9 protein-coding genes and 3 pseudogenes are annotated in these 16306 nt (G+C 68.2%); 6 read left to right on the top strand and 6 right to left on the bottom strand.

Going from position 1 to position 16306, the window contains the following annotated elements; genetic code table 11:
- Positions 1 to 39: 39 nt before the first annotated feature.
- The 5 genes and pseudogenes from ACS04_RS22550 to ACS04_RS22530 form a co-directional block, all read right to left on the bottom strand.
- Complete coding sequence (locus ACS04_RS22550) at positions 40 to 4761, bottom strand: putative T7SS-secreted protein (protein WP_053080899.1); 4722 nt, start codon at positions 4759 to 4761, stop codon at positions 40 to 42.
- Positions 4761 to 5324, bottom strand: coding sequence for a hypothetical protein (locus ACS04_RS22545; protein ID WP_048478522.1), 564 nt, complete (start codon positions 5322 to 5324; stop codon positions 4761 to 4763). Before ACS04_RS22545 ends, ACS04_RS22550 begins: the two co-directional genes overlap by 1 nt.
- Positions 5324 to 5749, bottom strand: coding sequence for a hypothetical protein (locus tag ACS04_RS22540; RefSeq protein ID WP_048478521.1), 426 nt, complete (start codon positions 5747 to 5749; stop codon positions 5324 to 5326). The genes ACS04_RS22545 and ACS04_RS22540 overlap by 1 nt, the downstream gene beginning before the upstream one ends.
- A 522-nt stretch (positions 5750 to 6271) precedes the next feature.
- A pseudogene (locus ACS04_RS36525) lies at positions 6272 to 7074 on the bottom strand (helix-hairpin-helix domain-containing protein); the annotation flags it as partial.
- 119 nt (positions 7075 to 7193) lie between these two features.
- Positions 7194 to 8576: a helix-turn-helix domain-containing protein gene (locus tag ACS04_RS22530; RefSeq protein ID WP_078865157.1), complete on the bottom strand. Its 1383-nt coding sequence runs from the start codon at positions 8574 to 8576 to the stop codon at positions 7194 to 7196.
- Between the two features lie 225 nt (positions 8577 to 8801).
- Between ACS04_RS22530 and ACS04_RS22525 the strand changes: the two genes are divergently transcribed.
- From ACS04_RS22525 to ACS04_RS22505, 5 genes and pseudogenes are all read left to right on the top strand, one after another.
- Positions 8802 to 10088, top strand: coding sequence for an aminotransferase class III-fold pyridoxal phosphate-dependent enzyme (locus ACS04_RS22525; protein WP_209441751.1), 1287 nt, complete (start codon positions 8802 to 8804; stop codon positions 10086 to 10088).
- A 59-nt stretch (positions 10089 to 10147) separates the two neighbouring features.
- Entirely contained in the window at positions 10148 to 11380 is a 1233-nt protein-coding gene (locus ACS04_RS22520) for a hypothetical protein (RefSeq protein ID WP_048478519.1), read from the top strand.
- A 94-nt stretch (positions 11381 to 11474) separates the two neighbouring features.
- Positions 11475 to 12797 (top strand): UDP-glucose dehydrogenase family protein, encoded by a 1323-nt coding sequence (locus ACS04_RS22515; protein WP_048478518.1) that lies wholly within the window; start codon positions 11475 to 11477, stop codon positions 12795 to 12797.
- A 67-nt stretch (positions 12798 to 12864) separates the two neighbouring features.
- Positions 12865 to 13332 carry a GNAT family N-acetyltransferase gene (locus ACS04_RS22510; RefSeq protein ID WP_048478517.1) on the top strand — a complete coding sequence of 156 codons (468 nt, stop codon included), beginning with the start codon at positions 12865 to 12867 and terminating at the stop codon, positions 13330 to 13332.
- Positions 13333 to 13402: 70 nt separating this feature from the next.
- Positions 13403 to 14221 (top strand): annotated as a pseudogene (locus ACS04_RS22505) (SDR family oxidoreductase); the annotation flags it as partial.
- A 26-nt stretch (positions 14222 to 14247) separates the two neighbouring features.
- Here the strand turns inward: ACS04_RS22505 and ACS04_RS36520 are convergent.
- Positions 14248 to 14556, bottom strand: a pseudogene (locus ACS04_RS36520) (transposase); the annotation flags it as partial.
- A gap of 1122 nt (positions 14557 to 15678) precedes the next feature.
- Between ACS04_RS36520 and ACS04_RS35415 the strand changes: the two are divergent.
- Positions 15679 to 16227: an IclR family transcriptional regulator domain-containing protein gene (locus ACS04_RS35415; protein WP_053080896.1), complete on the top strand. Its 549-nt coding sequence runs from the start codon at positions 15679 to 15681 to the stop codon at positions 16225 to 16227.
- Positions 16228 to 16306 lie beyond the last annotated feature (79 nt).

The raw sequence follows: 16306 nt of genomic DNA, 5'->3' as shown, positions 1-16306 counted from the left end.
ATCACAGCACAACGGGTACAGACTTGATTGGACGCCTCGTCAGCCACCCCTCTTCACATTGGGTATAAATGCCGTATTCCCCGACTCGGTTATGCCGGTGCTTCTGTGCTGAGTGAATTTAAAGCCGTCCGAGCCGTAAGCTTCGATATAGACCCCGGTTGGAATCGGATCGGTTCCATTATATCGAGGGATTACGCTGTACTGGATGGTCTCTCCGGATTCGACTGCAGCCCTTACCTGGTTCTCGATGTGACGCATGACTGGCGAATTCGCATAGGAATGCATGGTAACGAAGTTGGCGGGGTTGTAGTTTGATCCGCCGAGCTGCGCTCCCAGAAGGTGGGCGCGGTTGTATCCCTTGTCCTTCTGCCACCCCGGTGGGTCACCGTGCGGGTCTGTGGGATTCTTGCCCATCATGTCTTCTCCCAGCGTGGCGTGCATTCCCGTGGGTCGTCCGTGTTCGTCCAGTTTGCCGTAGACGACTCTGCCATCCCATGTAGGGTCGTCCGGCTCGTTCTTCCTGCAGGGCTGGAGCCCGAGGGGATCGCCCCACAGCAGCGGGTTGTCTACGTATGCCGCCGGATTGGGGGCCGGGGCCAGGCCAAGAGGGTCCTGGCTGAGGTAGCGCGCCGATTCCGGGTCGTAGTAGCGGAAGTAGTTGTAGTGGAGGCCCGATTCCGGATCGAAGTACTGACCGGGGAACCTGAGCGGGGTGTAGGCCGTGGCGTCGGCGTTCCAGGTCGTCGTGCCCCAAAGGCTGGTGCGGGTGCGCCAAGCCAGGTCGCCGTGTTCGTCAACAAGCTCCGTCGGGGTACCGATCAGGTCGGTGACGATGGCGAAGAAGCGTTCGTCGCCGGTGTCCGTACGGCGTTCGGTCTGGGACAGCGGGCGCATGCCCAAGTGGTCCCAGGTCAGGACGACGTTCTCTGTCGTCTCTTCGCAAAGCGTCGTGCCGTCCCAGGTGAAATAGACCGTCTGGGAGGGCGACTGCTTGGATATTCGCCGACCCAGAGGGTCGTAGGTGTACTTCCAAAGGGAGCCGTCGGGTGTCGTCACCGCGGTGAGACGGTCCTCCGCGTCCCACTCGTAGCGCCACGTGTCGGGCTTTCGGGAGAGCCGGGTCTTCTGACGAAGGACGATGCGGCCTTGATCATCGTGTTCGTAGCGGAGGGCACCAGCGCTGGTGATCCGGGTCCCTTGGTACGTGCGTGCGCCCGTCGCCGACTGGGACGCGTGCGTTGACGGCCAGGAGGCCTCGGTCTGGTTGCCGGCGTCGTCGTAGGCGTAATGCTCCGTCCAGCCTCGCGCATGGACGGCCGTAACGCGGCCGCCCGCATCTACGTCGAAGCCACGTGTCCCGGACAGTGCGTCCGTGATGCCGACCAGGCCGCCGCCGGGGCTGTAGGTGTAGGTGCGGTGCTGGATACGGCTGCCCCGGGATGAGACCTCCTGGTCCGTCAGGCGGTTCAGCTTGTCAAACGAGGAGGTCAGTGTCGCGAAGTCCGATACGGTGCGTTCCACCTCGCGGCCCAGGGCGTCGAAGGCGAAGGCGATCGCGCGGCCGGAGGCGGTGAGGTGCGTCCGGCGGCCGGCTGTGTCATAGGCCCAATCGCTGACCGCGCCGCCGGGTGTCGTCCTGCGCACCCTGCGGCCCAGTTCGTCGTACGCGTACGTCAGCGTGCGGTCGTTTATCTTCTCGGACTGCAGCCGGCCATAACGGTCTCGCAGGCGCTCAAGCGTTGCGTCGGGGCTGACAGCGACGGCGAGCTCGTCAAAGACGTCGTACTCGAATGTTGTGGCTGCGCTGCCATCGGCCTCCTTGCGGATCACCTGGCCGAGAGCATTGTGGGTGAAGGCAATGCGCTGGCCCATGCCATTCACTCGGGCGGCCAGACGGCTGGCAGCGTCGTACTCGTACCTGAGTACCCGGCCGTCGAAGTCGCTCTCGGTGACGAGCCGGCCTGTTGCGTCGTAGGCGTAGTCCCACGTCAAGCCCTGCGCGTTGGTGACCTGCGTCAGCCGGAGGTTGGTGTCGTGGGAGAACTCGTGCCTAACTCCGTCAGGGCCCGTACGGGCCGTCATCAGGTCGAAGTCCGTGTAGGTGAAGCGGGTTGTGCCACCCAGCACGTCCGTGTGGCTGAGGCAGTTCCCCTCGCCATCGTAGGTCCAGGACTCCACCATTCCGTCAGGAGCGGTGCGCCGGGCCGGCCAGCCCTCGACCGTCCACTCCACTCGTGTCTGTGCCCCGAGAGCGTCGGTGACGCGGACCATGCGCCCGAAGGCATCGTGTTCGAAACGGCTCGTGGCACCCAGAGGGTCGGTGACCTCGACGGGGAGTCCGCGGGGGTCCAGGGTGAACCGGGTCGTGGCGCCGCGCGGGTCCGTCACTGTGGTGAGCCGACCTGCCTCGTCGTACGTGAAGTGCGTCGTCGCACCCGCAGCGTCGGTCACCGACGTGCGATTGCCTCGCGCGTCGAACGTCTGTCGGGTGACGTTTCCGTCAGTGCCGATGAGACGGACCGGCATCCCGTTGTCGTCATACTCCGCACGCGCCTGTCGGCCGTCTGGACGCTCCAGCACCGTCAGGCGTCCGTGTTCCCCATAGGTGAAGCGGGTCACGTGGCCCAACGGGTCCGTTCGTGACATAAGCCGGTTGTAGCGATCGTACGAGAAACGGGTGATCGCGCCCATGGCGTCGATCTCGGCGACTACCTGCGAACGCTCGTCGACCACGAAGCGCTTCGTGTTGCCCAGGCCGTCGGTGAGTGAACTGGTGCGCAGAGCGGTCACCGGGTCAATGCCGTCCCAGGTGAAACGGGACTCCAGGTGGCCACGGGCACCGGACTGGTAGACGCAGCGGTCCTGATCGTCGTAGACGTAGTCGTAGCGGCTACCGTTGCTGTCGGTCCACGAAGTGATACGGCCGTATTCGTCGCAGCCGAAGCTCAGAGGACGGCCCGAAGAATTGGTGACCTCGGTCAGATGGCCGTCGCTGTAGCCGTATCGGAGAATCTCCTGATCGGATCCGCTCGCCGCTGCCTGGGCGAGGTGGAGGGCCGTCACCCGGCCCTCGCTCGTCGTGAGCTTCAGGTGATAGCCGCCGTGGTGGATGATCGAGGTCGGGGCGCCCTTCTCGTCGTACTCGAAGCGGATCCACCGGCCGTTGCGGTCCTCGATCCGCTCCAGGAGCGCGATGTTGCCGTCGTGGTCGACGAAGTACCACACCCTGCCGCTGTCGGGATCAGTGAGCGTGTAGCCGTCGTGCACGCGATCCAGCGGCCACCGTCGGCCGTGGGTGGGCATGACCGGGACGCCGGGGGCGGGGTGGGGGTACGCCAGCAGGCTGCCCTCCTCGCAGCTGAAGACCACACCCTCCGAGTCGACCTCAAGCCGCTGGTCCACCGTGGACGACCAGGTCGGACCGAACCAGCGTCCTGAACGGTGCGAGGAGTCGAACGTGCGTCGGAAGAAGAGCGGCAGTGATCCGGGCAAGGCGATGTCCGTCTGCGGCAGCAGCATCCGGCCGGTCGCCATGTCGACGGGGTCGCCATCGCAGACATTGTCATCGCACTTGTTGCTGTTGTGGTTCGGATCTTTCTCGTGATCCCCCCGGGCGCCGCCACGCCCCTTGCCGCTGGGCACGTCGTCAAGGTGCCTGGCGGCCGAGCCCAACTTCTTGAGGGAGCCAAGGCCCTTGGAGCCAATCAAATCGGGGATGAGCTTGCCGACACCTTCGGAGGGGTCTTTCATAAACTCGTCGAGCATCTGCTTGCCCGCGCCCCACGGGTCGTTGGCCATGGTGACCAAGCCCGCGGCCGTCGAGTTCAGGCTGGTGAGGTACTCGGCGGGGTGGGTCAGGTTGTACGGATCCATCGGATTGAGCGCACGGGCGAAACTAACGGTGCCCGCCACACCCTTGACGACACCGCCGACCAGGTGGGTGGACGCGAGGTCGAGGTAGTCGAGGCCGTCGCCGAGCTGTTGGGCGTACGAGGGCTTGGGCGGGGCGGCGTCCCGGGCGGCGCGCACGGCAGCGGCGGTGGTGTCGGCGACCTCGTTGCGCTGCTTGCGGGCGTTGTCGAGCTTGTCCTGGGCGGCGGTGGCCAGTGCCTTGCCGGGGTCGACGAAGTCCTTGGCGTCGACGGGCCTGGGCGGCAGGGGGTCCTGCTTCGCCTCCACCGCGTCCTTGTAGGCGGTGACCTTCTTGTTGTGGGCGTTGCGGGCGTCGGTGGAGACCTTCTGGGCGTGCTCGTACTCCTCCAAGGCTTCCTTGGCCTTGCCCTGGGCCCATTCGACGGTCTCGGCGAATCGATTCATCGCTTCGGCGGCCTTGCCGAACGCGTCGGCGGCCTTGAACCAGCGCGGCGGCTCCTTGGCCACCGTCTCGCGGAAGGTGTCCGCCGTCTTGCCCCTGAGCCCTTCGGGCTGGGTCATGGTCTTCAGGCCGTTGCCGACGGACTCGAAGGCCGCCTTGAAGTCGTCCAGATGGGAGACCTGCGCGCGGATCTTGGAGACGCTGCCGTAGATGAGCTTCTTGGGGTCGTCGGTCTGACCGAGTTCCAGTTCGGAGACGTCCGCGCCGAGCTGGTTGGCAGCCGAGCGCGACTTGTCCCGGATCCAGTCGCCCGCGTCGTCGAGCCCGACCTCCTCGGCCAGGTCGGCCGTCTTGTCACCGGCCCACTCGATGGCGTCGCCGACCTTCTCGACCCCTTCCTCGACCTTGTCCTCGATCGAGTCCGGTACGAAGTCCCGCCAGCCCATCAGTTACCGCCCCCGTCGCCCTTCGTCTGCTCCAGCAGGTCCTTCAGCGACCCGATCTTCCCCGTCGAGGTCACCGTGTCCTTGGTGTCGGACCAGGTCTTCTTGATGTCCTCGGCGCCCTTCTCGAAGGACTCCCGGCTGTAGTCGGGCTTGTAGACGTCCGCGCTGAAGATGTCGCCCCACGCCTTCTGCTCGATCTCGTCCTCACTGGCGTGCGGATTGCCGTAGCCGGCGTTGACGGCCACCTTGAACGCGCCCTGCACGTACTGGTCCTCCTCCCACACCGTCCCCGCGGCGATGCCCAGGTTCCCCGCCAGGGTGGAGGCGTCCTGGATCAGGGCGCGCACGCCCCACTCCCAGCGCTCGCAAAAGTCCTCGAAGTCCTTCGACAGCGTCCCGTGCCCGGTCTCCATCGCCGTCATCGACAGGTTCTCGAACCCCGCCCCCTGCGAGGCCCCGGCCGCATCCCCTGACTCGCGCAGCTCCGCTATCGCCGCCCGCAGGCCCTTCTGAACCAGGGCGACCGCCTGCGGGGAGACTTCGAGGTCACCGTCACCGGCCATCAGGCAACCCGCGCCGCGGACTCGGACCCAGCCTCGACGTCCACGGCGTACGCGTCGGGAACGATCCCGGCGACCGGCGGGAACAGCATCGACCCGTCCGCGTCGGCCACGTTCACCGCGACCCCGGCAGGCCCGTCCGCCTCCGGAACGACCGCATCGACCAGACGCGCACCCAGGACCGCCAGATACTGCCACTCGCAATCGGCCTCCCCCCGGGCCACAGCGAACCGGGCCATCGCTTCCTCGTCCGTGAACGCATAGAACCAGCGGATCCCACCCGAGACAGCCGACATCAACCCGCCCCCGCCATCCACCGAACCACCGGATCGCGGCACCAGCAGGACAGCCCGCCGGAACTCCCCCACCAGACGCCCCGGATCCCCGACACCCGTCCGGTACGCGGATATCTCTACGGTCAGCTCCATGGCCCTTGCCCCCCCCGTTCAAGGTCATCGACACCCGAAGGGAAACAGTACCTTGATCGTTAATCCGGCCATAAGGGTCAGTCCCTGGTGGCGCTGCCCATGCCGGCCAAGGGTGGCGTGGCCTCTACTCCGGGACAACCAGCCGCGGGAACCGCGCTTCTGGCGGTTGCGTGCCTGGTCGGCCTTGTCTGGTGCAGCGGATTCCGCGGCGGCGCAGGCAGGCGCGGTTTGTGCGGGGAGACGTACGCCTTGTCGGCCCGCACGCGGTCGGGGCGGACGCGTGGCCGGCCAGGCCCGATGCGGGTCACACGGACCTTCCTCTCCCCGGGCCGCGGGCGAAATGCAGTTCCGGATCGGCTCACGCCTCGCCTGACGCCCGCCCCCGGCCCCCTGCTGCAAGCGGCTCAGGACGCATGGAGTGCGGAGCCCGTTCGTGGGCGGGGGTGACGGCTATGCGCTGGGGAAGAGGTCGGCGACGAGGACGGCGAATTCCTCCGGGTCGAGGATGCGGATGCCCAGTTATTCGGCCTTGGCACGCTTGGAGCCGGCCTTCTCGCCCGCCACCACGAGAGTGGTGCGCTTGGACACCGACGAGGAAGCCTTTCTGCCGGCCCGCTCGATCAGTTCGTTCATCTCGTTCCGGGACAACACCGCAAGGGAGCCGGTCATGGAGCCCGTTACGACGACGGCCTGGCCGGCCAGCGGTCCGCCCGCCGAGTCTTGGCCGCCGCCCGTGTCGGCCGCGTCGGTCGAGGGCTTCTGCGGCTCGTTGACCTGCGTGCCGACCTGCTGGGCCTGGAGCTCGTCGAGGAGCGGTGCGAGTTCGAGGAGCTCGGCAGCGATGACGCGCGCCTTCTCGGTGCCGATGCCGTCGACCTCGGCCAGGGTGTCCGCGTCGGCGGCCCGGATCGCGGCCATCGACCCGAAGTACGCGGCGATACGACGGGACATGGTGCGGCCGTGCCGCGGACTCCTAGGGCGCAGAAGACCCGGCTCAGCGCGGCGCCGCGGGCGGTCTCGATCGCGGTCAGGAGGTTGGCCGCGCTGGTCTCGCCCATCCGCTCCAGGCCCAGGAGCTGCTCGCGGGTCAGCGTGAAGAGGTCGGCGACGTCCTTGACGAGGCCGGCCTCCACCAGCTGGATCGCGCGGGTCCCGCCGAGACCTTCGATGTCGAGCTGGTCCCGGCCGGCCGCGTAGATCACCGAGGCCACTGCCTGGCAGCTCCGGCCGCGTACGCACCGCCACTGCTGCTCGGTGGTGTCGATCGCGTCGCCACAGCGGGGGCACGCCTCGGGGAAGGCGATCGGGGGTACGTTCGCAGTACGGGGTGCGGCCCTGGCCATTCAGAGGCCGCGATGGGGGCCGTACCCCGGCATCGACAGCTCGAAGGACACCGCCGATGCTCCGCGTGCTGGCACCAAGGTTCGCAGGGGCGAGTGCACCGCTAACTGTGCAGGACTCCGGTTCGGGCGGCGATGCCGCGCAGCTCGGGTGTGGTGCGTCCGGAGAGCAGCAGGCCGGAGACGAGTGATTTCACGGCGGGGCGGGCGTGGGTTTCCTGGGGGGCCCAGTACTCGGCTTGGAGGAGGGCGCGGATGCATTCGTCGCGTCGGCCCCATTGTGCGAAGGCTTTCGCGCGGTCGGTGAAGTAGAGCGCGCGCCGTTCCGTGGTGGGGAGAGCCTGGGGTGCGAGGGCGTCGGCGGCGGCGATGGCGGCTGAGGGGTCTCCGGCGGTGTTCTCGGCCGAGATCAGGTGGAGCTGGACGGTGGCCCAGCTGAATCCGCCGTTGGTGTCCCGCAGGTGGGTGACGGAGCCCAGGCTGCTGGCGATGGCGGTGGCCTCGCTGGTCAGCTCGCGCATGCCGGCTTGGTCGCGTTGGTGGGCGACGGTGTAGGCGGCGCACTGGATGAGCAGGCCGCGCTGGGCGGTCCCGGCGTTGCCGAGTGCGCGCAGGGCCGGGTCGTCGGCGGCGTTCAGGGCAAGGCTCAGGGCCTGGTCGTGCCATCCCGCCTTGCGGGCGAGGACGGCCTGCTGGCGGGCCGCTTCCCCGACCGCCACGGGCGTGCCGCCGGCGGTGGCGAACTGGCGGGCGCGGTCGGCCGCCATCCAGCCGAGTTGAGGCTCGTCGAGCTTGACGAGGATGCGCGTCGCCAGGAGGTAGGCCTGCGCCAGCACGGCGAAGGTGTCTCCGCTCCCGGTCGACCGGTGTCCGGCCGAGATCAGACGTGGCAGCCGTAGCGCGAGGCTGGAATAGGCGCAGTTGTTGAAGTCGGACGTGGCCCGGTGCAGTTCTGCCGTGAGGAGATCCAACGGCTTGTCGGGGGCTGTGCGGTCCAGCCCCAGCATCGCGTCGCGCAGCCCGGCGGTGAGCGTCTCGCCGAGCTGTGCCTCTTCGGTCTTGGCCGGGGCGGCTCCGGCGAGGGGTGCGCCCATGGCGGCCGCCGCGGTGACCGCCAGGTTCGCGAGCAGTTGCCTTCGCGTGCGCACCGGGTCCTCTCCGTCCTCGCGCCCTGGGCTTCCCAGAGTAGGGGTGGGTAGGCCGGGATACGGACCGGTTGGCTGACTGAGTGGATCCGGATCTGCGTCCGGGGCCGGTGCGAGACCGAGGTCCTGCGGTGGGATGTCGAGCGCGCGGGCGAACCGCTGGAGCACGGAGACGTCCGTCATGGCGGACTTCCCGCGCTCCAAGCGGGACACCTGGGCGCCCGAGTAGCCCGTCAGCGACCCGAGCTTCTCCAGGGTCATCCCCTGGACTCTGCGCACGGCCCGGACCACCTCGCCGGGTGTAGGCGCGGGTGTCACCTGCGGCTTTCGAACTGCGTCCATTGCCCCGTCCCGGTGTAGCCGAGGCTGCGTAACCCCTCATGAGCGGGGGATCACACGCGGCCGTCCGAACTTGCACGAGATGCAAACTCCTTGCACCCCTATGGCTACGGACTGTTGTACCGCGTCCGGGTGCGGTGGTCTTGAACTTGCCGCGGTCCACCAGCACCGCGCACTCCCCCACCCCGGTGAGCACTCCCAAGAAGGGACTTCTCCGTGAATCGGTACTTGCAGCATCGCGAACGTCTGCTGACGTCGTCCAGGCCACTGCCGGACTTCGAAGCCGTGGGCTCGAACGGGCCCTGGCTGCACCTCGCCGACGGCCGCCGCATCTTCGACGGATCGAGCGGACTGCTCTGCGTAAACGTCGGGCAGGGCAGTGCGGCGGTCTTCGCCCGCATCGAGAAGCAGTTCTCCCGCTACTCCTTCGGCGGAGCCGCCGTCGTACAGCCCCACGTCCAGATGGAACTGATGGACCGCCTGTGCCACGCGGTGGGCCGGCCGGAGGACTCCGTCGCGCTGACCACGTGCGGGACGCTCGGCGTGGAGATCGCGGTGGGCCTGGCCCGCAACATCGTGCGCGTCCGCGACGGGAAGCGGCGCGGGGACATCCTGACGTCCAGCCTGAGCTACCACGGCAACAGCGTGTTCACCCTCGGCATCGCGGGCAACCAGATCCGCAACCCCCGTCCCGAAGACCGCTACGGCCTGGGCCCCGCCTTCCCCGCGCCCTACCCGCCGGCCCACGGCCACGCCCACCAAGGGCAAGGATGCGACGCCTCCTGTGCGGAGGAGGTGGCGCTCGCGATCGACGGCAGGGGCGCGCAGAACGTCGCGGCGGTCTTGATCGAGCCCGTCAACGGGACCACGGGCGGCGCCTTCGTACCCCCGGACGGCTACCTGCGGCGGGTCTCGGAAATCTGCCGGGAGCGCAGTGTCCTGGTCATCCACGACGAGGTCCTCACCGGGCTGTGGCGCACCGGTACACCGCTGGCGAGCCGGCACTGGGACGGGTGCGTGCCCGACCTGGTCATCCTGTCCAAGGGCCTGGGAGCCGGCTACACCGGTGTGGGTGCGGTACTCGTGTCGCCGGAGATCGCTCCGCTGCTGCGGCACAAGGACGTGGACCCGCTGCCCGCGATGGGCACCATGGCCACCCACCCGCTCCAGGCGGCGGCCTGCCTGGGGGTCTTGGACGAGCTGGAGGCCATGGACTTCGGCGCCTTCACCGCTCGCGGAGAGCGTCTCGGCGCGTCGCTGAGGTCCCTGACCGATCACGCGGCGGTGCGGGAGGTCCGGGGCGTCGGCCACCTGTACGGGGTGGAGGTCACCGCGAGCCTGCTCTGGCCGCTGATGGAGGAGTGCGAGCGGCGCGGCGTCTTCTTCTACCCGTTCACCGGAGCCGGCCACCCGCGCAGCGAGGGCCTGGTCGTCGCACCCCCGCTGACCTCCAGCGACGACGACATCGACTTCCTCACCACCGCGCTCGCCGACGCGGTCGCCACCCTCAGCTAGCCCACCCGCTCCCCGCTCACGGGGACGGACCGTTTCAACTCAAAGATCAAGGACACGTCATGCAGTTTCCCGTCACGGTCATCGACCAGCTCGACGAGGCTCAGATCCGCAGGTGGAACGACTTCTACGGAGTGAGCGCCGACCGGCCCCGCTTCGAGGAGGAGGGCATCTGGCGGCGCACCCAGCAGGAGGAGACCGCCGCGGACTCCGGCTGGACCGGTGAGGGCGACGCACGCCGCCGCATCGTCCACTACTGGCACCAGTACGGACTCGTCGACACCACGGCCGCACCCGCCCTCGCCATGACGCAGATGTACCTCTACCACTCGGTGGCCGCCCCGCGATCCGAGATCGACGAGGCGTGGGAACAGAACCACGCGATGCTGACCGAGGGCGGCTGGAAGAAAGTCGGGCCGAACCGGTTCGAGCTGGGCGACCTGCGCGTCCACCTGATCCGCATGGAGCAGCACCCGGAGGACCTGCGGGCGGGCCGCCGGCTCCCGGCGGACTACGAGGTCATCGACACCGTCTTCACGTCCGTCAACTGCTTCCCTCCCCGGACGGTCCGGCGTCGGCCGTGGGAAGTCCTGACCCACGGCGTCCGGGTCAAGGACACCCCCGGCAAGCCGGTCTACGCCCAAGACCTGGCGCAGCTCACGGACTTCCTGCCGTTCCAGGTCGAGGTCGGCTGCGGCGTCTCCTACGAAGCCGGGATCCCGCCGCTGCACCGGCTCCACGAGATGTACCACGTGAATGAGATCGAGGACGAGCAGCTCGGCAAGGGCTTCACGTTCGTCCTCGCCCCGGGGAGGGATCCGCTGCTCGCACAGATGTTCCTCGACACCGAGGACAAGGTCGGCGAGCTGTCGGACATGTACCGGGCGTGCTTCAACGCGGAGGTCACCCCGGCCCTGCGCGCGCTCAAGCGGATGGAGGAGGCCGGGCACATGGTCGGCCCGTTCATCACGAACAACTTCGACGCGCTCGGGGCCCGTGCCGGGTTCGAGGAGCAGTTCATGCGCCGCTACGACCAGCGGATCCCGCCCCTCACCCTCCGCCCCGAAGCGAAGGCCCTGCTGGTGATCGGGCTGCACGCCGACCGCCGGTGGGTGGCCAGGCGGGCCCGCGCGGCCGGCCTCAAGGTATTCATCGTCGACCCGGAGGGATTCCCCCGTCCGGACGGAACCTGGTTCGACTACCCGCTGGAGGCCCCGCAGGACGGCGACGTCGTCGTACGGCAGACCGCCGCCAACGCGATCAGCGCTCTGGAGCGGATGCTGAACCCCGCATGACCAGCGTGTGAAAGAGGTGGTCGGGGAACAGCGCTAGCCTCTGGGCTCGTTCCCCGGCCCCCGCACGGGCCCCTTTCAGGATGAGAGTCAAGGAATGCGCGTTTCAGTAATCGGCTGCGGACACCTCGGCATCCCGCACGCGGCCGCAATGGCAGAGCTGGGCCACGAGGTCGTTGGGGTGGACGTCGACCAGGCCAAGGTCGACCGGCTCAACGCCGGCCAGTGCCCCATCTACGAGACCGGCCTCCCGGAACTGCTCACCACCCACACCGCGAGCGGGCGCCTGCGGTTCACCACCGACATCCGCGAGGCGGCCGACTTCGCCGAGCTGCACTTCATCGCTGTCGGCACGCCGATCGACGCGGACGGCCGCTCCTACGACACCGGGCAGGTCTTCGGCGCGATCCGCCAGCTCGCCCCGCACCTAACCGGCCCGTGCACGATCGTCGGGAAGAGCACGGTCACCGTCGGCACCACCGTCCAGGTCACCGCACTCGCCCAGCGCCTCGCCCCCGCCGGCACCGCGGTGGAGGTGGTCTGGAACCCGGAATTCCTCCGCGAGGGACACGCGGTCCAGGACACGCTGCGCCCCGACCGGCTCATCGCCGGCCTCACCACCGTGGAAGCCGAGAAGGCGATCCGCGCCGTCTACGCCCCGATCCTGAACGCCGGTGTCCCCCTCTTCGTCACCGACCCGCAGACCGCCGAACTCGCCAAGGGCGCCGCAAACACCTTCCTCGGCCTGAAGATCAGCTACATCAACGCCGTCGCCGACATGTGCGACGCGGCAGGCGGCGACATCTCCCAGATCGTGGAGATCCTCGGCATCGACCCGAGGATCGGAAGCGGCGGCATGCGGCCGGGCATCGGCTACGGCGGCGGCTGCCTCCCCAAGGACGTCCGCGCCTTCACCGCCTCCGCCCGCCAGCTCGGCGCCGACCGGGCCGCCGCCCTCCTGCGCGCCGCCGAGGAGATCAACGAGTCCCGCACCGACGTCGCCATGGCCCTCATCCGTGGCGCGCTCGGCGACCGCCCCGTCAAGAACGCGAAGATCACCGTGTGGGGGGCCGCGTTCAAGCCCGGCACCAACGACGTGCGGGAGTCCCCGGCGCTCGCGCTGGCCCACGCCCTCCAGCAGGCCGGCGCCACCGTCACCGTTCACGACCCGAAGGCCGTGGCCACCGCCATGACCCGCAACCCCGAACTCGACTACACCGACAACCTGCCCGCGTCCGTCGACGGAGCCGGCCTCGTCGTCCTGGCCACCGAATGGCCCGAATACGGCCAGGCAGACCCCCAGGACCTGGCAGGCCGCGCGGCCGTCCCCCTGCTCGTCGACTGCCGCACCACCCTGGACCCCGAGCCCTGGCGCACGGCCGGCTGGACCGTCCACCAGCTCGGCCGCCCCGGAAAGTAGCGCCACGGCCTGAACGAAGGCCCTGCACCACGTCACCGTCCCCCTGGATTGCCGGAGGTACCACACGATGCCCAGCAGCGACGTTGTCCTCCGCCGCGCCACCGGCGCCGACGCCCGTGCCGCGGCCGACGTGTGGCTGCGTTCCTTCACCGCCGCCTTGCCGACCGTGCGCTGCGCACACGAAGAAGCCGACGTCCGCGACTGGTTCGCACGCGTGCTCGTGCCGCGGTACGAGACCTGGGTCGCGGTCACCGGCGGCAACGTGGTGGGGCTCATGGTGCTCAACGGAGAAGAACTGAAACAGCTCTACCTCGACCCCACGTGGCGCGGACGGTGTATCGGCGACCGGTTCATGAACCTGGCCAAGGAGCGGCAGCCGGACCGGCTGACGTTGTGGACGTTCCAGGTGAACACTTCGGCGCACCGGTTCTACGAGCGGCACGGCTTCATTGCGGTCGAGCGGACGGACGGGGCGCGCAACGACGAGCGCGAGCCCGATGTCCGCTACCTCTGGCAGCCGTCAGCGGCATGCTGACGATGGAGGCGGTCACCCGAAGTCCTCGGTGACCGCCTTCATTGCTGTAGAAGCGGTCTACGGTGGCGCGATGACAGTTCTGATCGTGGGCGGCAGCGGTTTCCTCGGGACCGAGCTGGTCCGGCAGGCAAGAGCAGCGGGGCATTCGACCGTCGCGACGTACGCGACGAAGCCCGGCTCCGCCTCCCCCACCGCGTGGCGCCACCTCGACCTGCGGGACGCCGGAAACCTGGACGCCGTCATGTCCGAGGTGCGCCCGCACCTCGTCATCAACGCATCGAGCGGTTCGGCCCACTGGCCGACCACGGCAGAGGGCCCCATCCGTCTCGCGATGGCCGCGGCGAAGTACGGAACCCGCATAGTCCACGTGTCCAGCGATGCGATCTTCTCCGGCTCGGACCTGGACTATGACGAGTCCAGCCTCCCCGACCCCGTCACACCCTATGGCGCTGCCAAGGCCGCCGCGGAGACCGGCGTCCTGGCCGTGCACCCGAAGGCCGCGGTCGCCCGGACATCGCTGATCATCGGTCACGGGCGGTCCGTGCACGAGAAGGTCGTGCACGACCTCGCCGCCGGCACGCGCGACGGCGTCCTGTTCACCGACGACATCCGATGCCCCGTGCACGTCACCGACCTGGCCGCCGCCCTCCTGGAGCTGGCCGCCGCCAACGCGACCGGCATCCACCACCTCGCCGGACCCGACGCCGTCAGCCGCCACGAACTCGGCATCCTCATCGCAGAACGGGACGGGCTCGACCCCTCAATGCTCCCCGCCGGCCTGCGGGCCGAAAGCGCGCTCCTCGGCGCTCTCGACGTACGCCTCGACAGCCGGGCCACCCAGAGAAGCCTGCACACCACACTGCGCGGGGCCCGGCAGTTCCTGCGGCCCGGAAGCGCGCGGGCTGGGTTCAGCGTTACTGGGACCACGACCGGGCCGACCTCGGTCACCACGGTCTTCGACCGGGTCCCATTGCGGGTGTTGCCCGAGCCGGCCCTCTCATGCTTCTCATGCCCGAGGTGGTCGGTGATCTCGCCTTCCAGAGCCGACTCGAGGATCCTGTTCGGCAACTGCTGCAGCAGACCACCCTGGCCCGTCAGCTTGATCCCGTCGGCCTTGGCCCGGTCCACCAGCTGACTGATCAGCTGATCGTCCAGAACATCAGGCACCAACCCGGACGGCTGCACCTCCGCCACGGCCTCCGCCGACACGGTCACTTCTGTCATCAGGCGTCACTTCCTATTCGAAGATCCACCGTTGACCGTACAGACCCACGAGAACGGGAGATATTGTTTTGGCTTCGTCGGGTTGCGGTCTATGCGCTGAAGGGAATGCAATTCTCGCTCTCGGCGGCAACGCAGACGAAGTGATCTTTACGGCCGCAGTGCAGGTCCGGAAGAATGCAGACGACATGCTCGAAGCAATGTCAAAGCCGGTCTGCGTTGGATGCCAGACCGACTATCCGCCGTCCATGTTCGTTCCAGGCATAATAGGAGCCCCGGGCGGACCGTGGGGAGGCTAGGAGAGGCACGTGGAGCTACTAGAGTTGGAACTGGCCCGGCACGATTGGGCCAGCATGCTGTGCGGCTGTGGATCTGGCGAGCATGTGCAGGTCATCTTCCGAGGACTCATGGACTCAGTCGAAGAGTCAACTGTGAGGCAAGGAGATCTCCATGACCACGCAATCACGCCAGCTGGAGCACTGACGGAAGTCTCCCCGGCTGTCGCATCTTCCTGTCTTGCCGCCCTGGCGGACGGTGTTCCTGAACCCGCTAGGCGATATCTTTTGGAGGCTCTTCTCTTCATCCACTCAGGCGACGGGCAAATCGAGGCGCCTGAAGTGCGTGAGCGTGACCTTTCAAGAGAATGTGAGAGAGAAATTGAGCGAGGTCTGTGGGTACTTTGCTCCGAGGTGCTTCAGGCATCCTCTGTAGGATCTGCAAGCTACGCGTATGAAATCTTGTCGATCATGAGTGCAGGGCAGCGATATCTTCCCGGATTGAGGGAAGTCGCTGGGGATCGAATCTCGACAGATCTTCATCAAGGATAGCTAGACCGAGCACAAGAAGCGGGCACCAGACCCCCATCGGCAGTTCTGCCGATGGGGGGTCCTCGGCCTTTAGGCAGTGTGCTGGATGGGTGGTTTTCCGTTCACTGGTCTCCGGGAGTGCCGGGCCCGCCTGGACCTCGCCTCCTCGCCAGAACGTCAAGGCGAACTGGTCCGGGTCACCCTCGACGACCTGTGCGAGCGTCTGGGGGCGGCGGTCACTTCTCCCGGTACACCGACGGCACGGTCGCCATCGCCACCTCTGCCTCCGCTCCGGAAGCTCCGCCCGGTCGTAGAGGGCGTGCCCTTCCCCCAGGTCGCGCACGCTTCCGCGGTCGGCAAGAGTCTCCTCGCGCAGCTCGACTTCGCCGGCCGTATGGACCACCTCGCCCGCTACAAACCCCGCGCCCTGACCGGCCGGACCATCACCGACCCCGGACGGCTATTCACCGAACTCGACGTCCACGGCCCCCACGCCGGCCAGTTCGACCTCCTCGAATACTCCGACAAGGAAGTCTGCGCAGCGTTCCCCCTGGCCATGCCCGGCCGCGCCGCCTGCATCACCCTATCCCTGCCCGCCAACCTCCACCCCAGACTCCTGAACACCGCCCACACACTCAGCCAACACTCCGCCGGCATCCACCTCGCTCCTCCTCGCAGCCACCGCCGACACCCACCCCACCAGCCCACCCGCCTCAACCAGGCCAGTAAGGAGCAGAGTCGCCCTCGCCCTGCCATGACCACCGGCCGCCGATACTGGGCCCAACCCGCCAACCGGGAAGCCATGGCACAGCGGCCGCAACCACAGGGCGCCACCACAGCAGTACGGGGCCGCCACCAGACCCGGTGACGGCCCCGAAGCTGCTCTCTAAAGATCCGGCCGCCGAGCGGGGACGCCGCCGAGTGGCAGTGCCCCGGCTTCCCCAACC

Origin of the sequence: Streptomyces roseus (assembly GCF_001044425.1) — a bacterium.
Lineage (GTDB): Bacteria > Actinomycetota > Actinomycetes > Streptomycetales > Streptomycetaceae > Streptomyces > Streptomyces roseus.
The sequence above is the reverse complement of the archived record's forward strand: the minus strand, read 5'-3'. Positions and strand labels throughout refer to the sequence as shown.

Excerpts from the sequence above, each read along its gene's own strand:
- ACS04_RS22550 (WP_053080899.1), bottom strand. The coding sequence starts at position 4,761 with ATGGGCTGGCGGGACTTCGTACCGGACTCGATCGAGGACAAGGTCGAG.
- ACS04_RS22545 (WP_048478522.1), bottom strand. The coding sequence starts at position 5,324 with ATGGCCGGTGACGGTGACCTCGAAGTCTCCCCGCAGGCGGTCGCCCTG.
- ACS04_RS22540 (WP_048478521.1), bottom strand. The coding sequence starts at position 5,749 with ATGGAGCTGACCGTAGAGATATCCGCGTACCGGACGGGTGTCGGGGAT.
- ACS04_RS22530 (WP_078865157.1), bottom strand. The coding sequence starts at position 8,576 with ATGGACGCAGTTCGAAAGCCGCAGGTGACACCCGCGCCTACACCCGGC.
- ACS04_RS22520 (WP_048478519.1), top strand. The coding sequence starts at position 10,148 with ATGCAGTTTCCCGTCACGGTCATCGACCAGCTCGACGAGGCTCAGATC.
- ACS04_RS22515 (WP_048478518.1), top strand. The coding sequence starts at position 11,475 with ATGCGCGTTTCAGTAATCGGCTGCGGACACCTCGGCATCCCGCACGCG.
- ACS04_RS22510 (WP_048478517.1), top strand. The coding sequence starts at position 12,865 with ATGCCCAGCAGCGACGTTGTCCTCCGCCGCGCCACCGGCGCCGACGCC.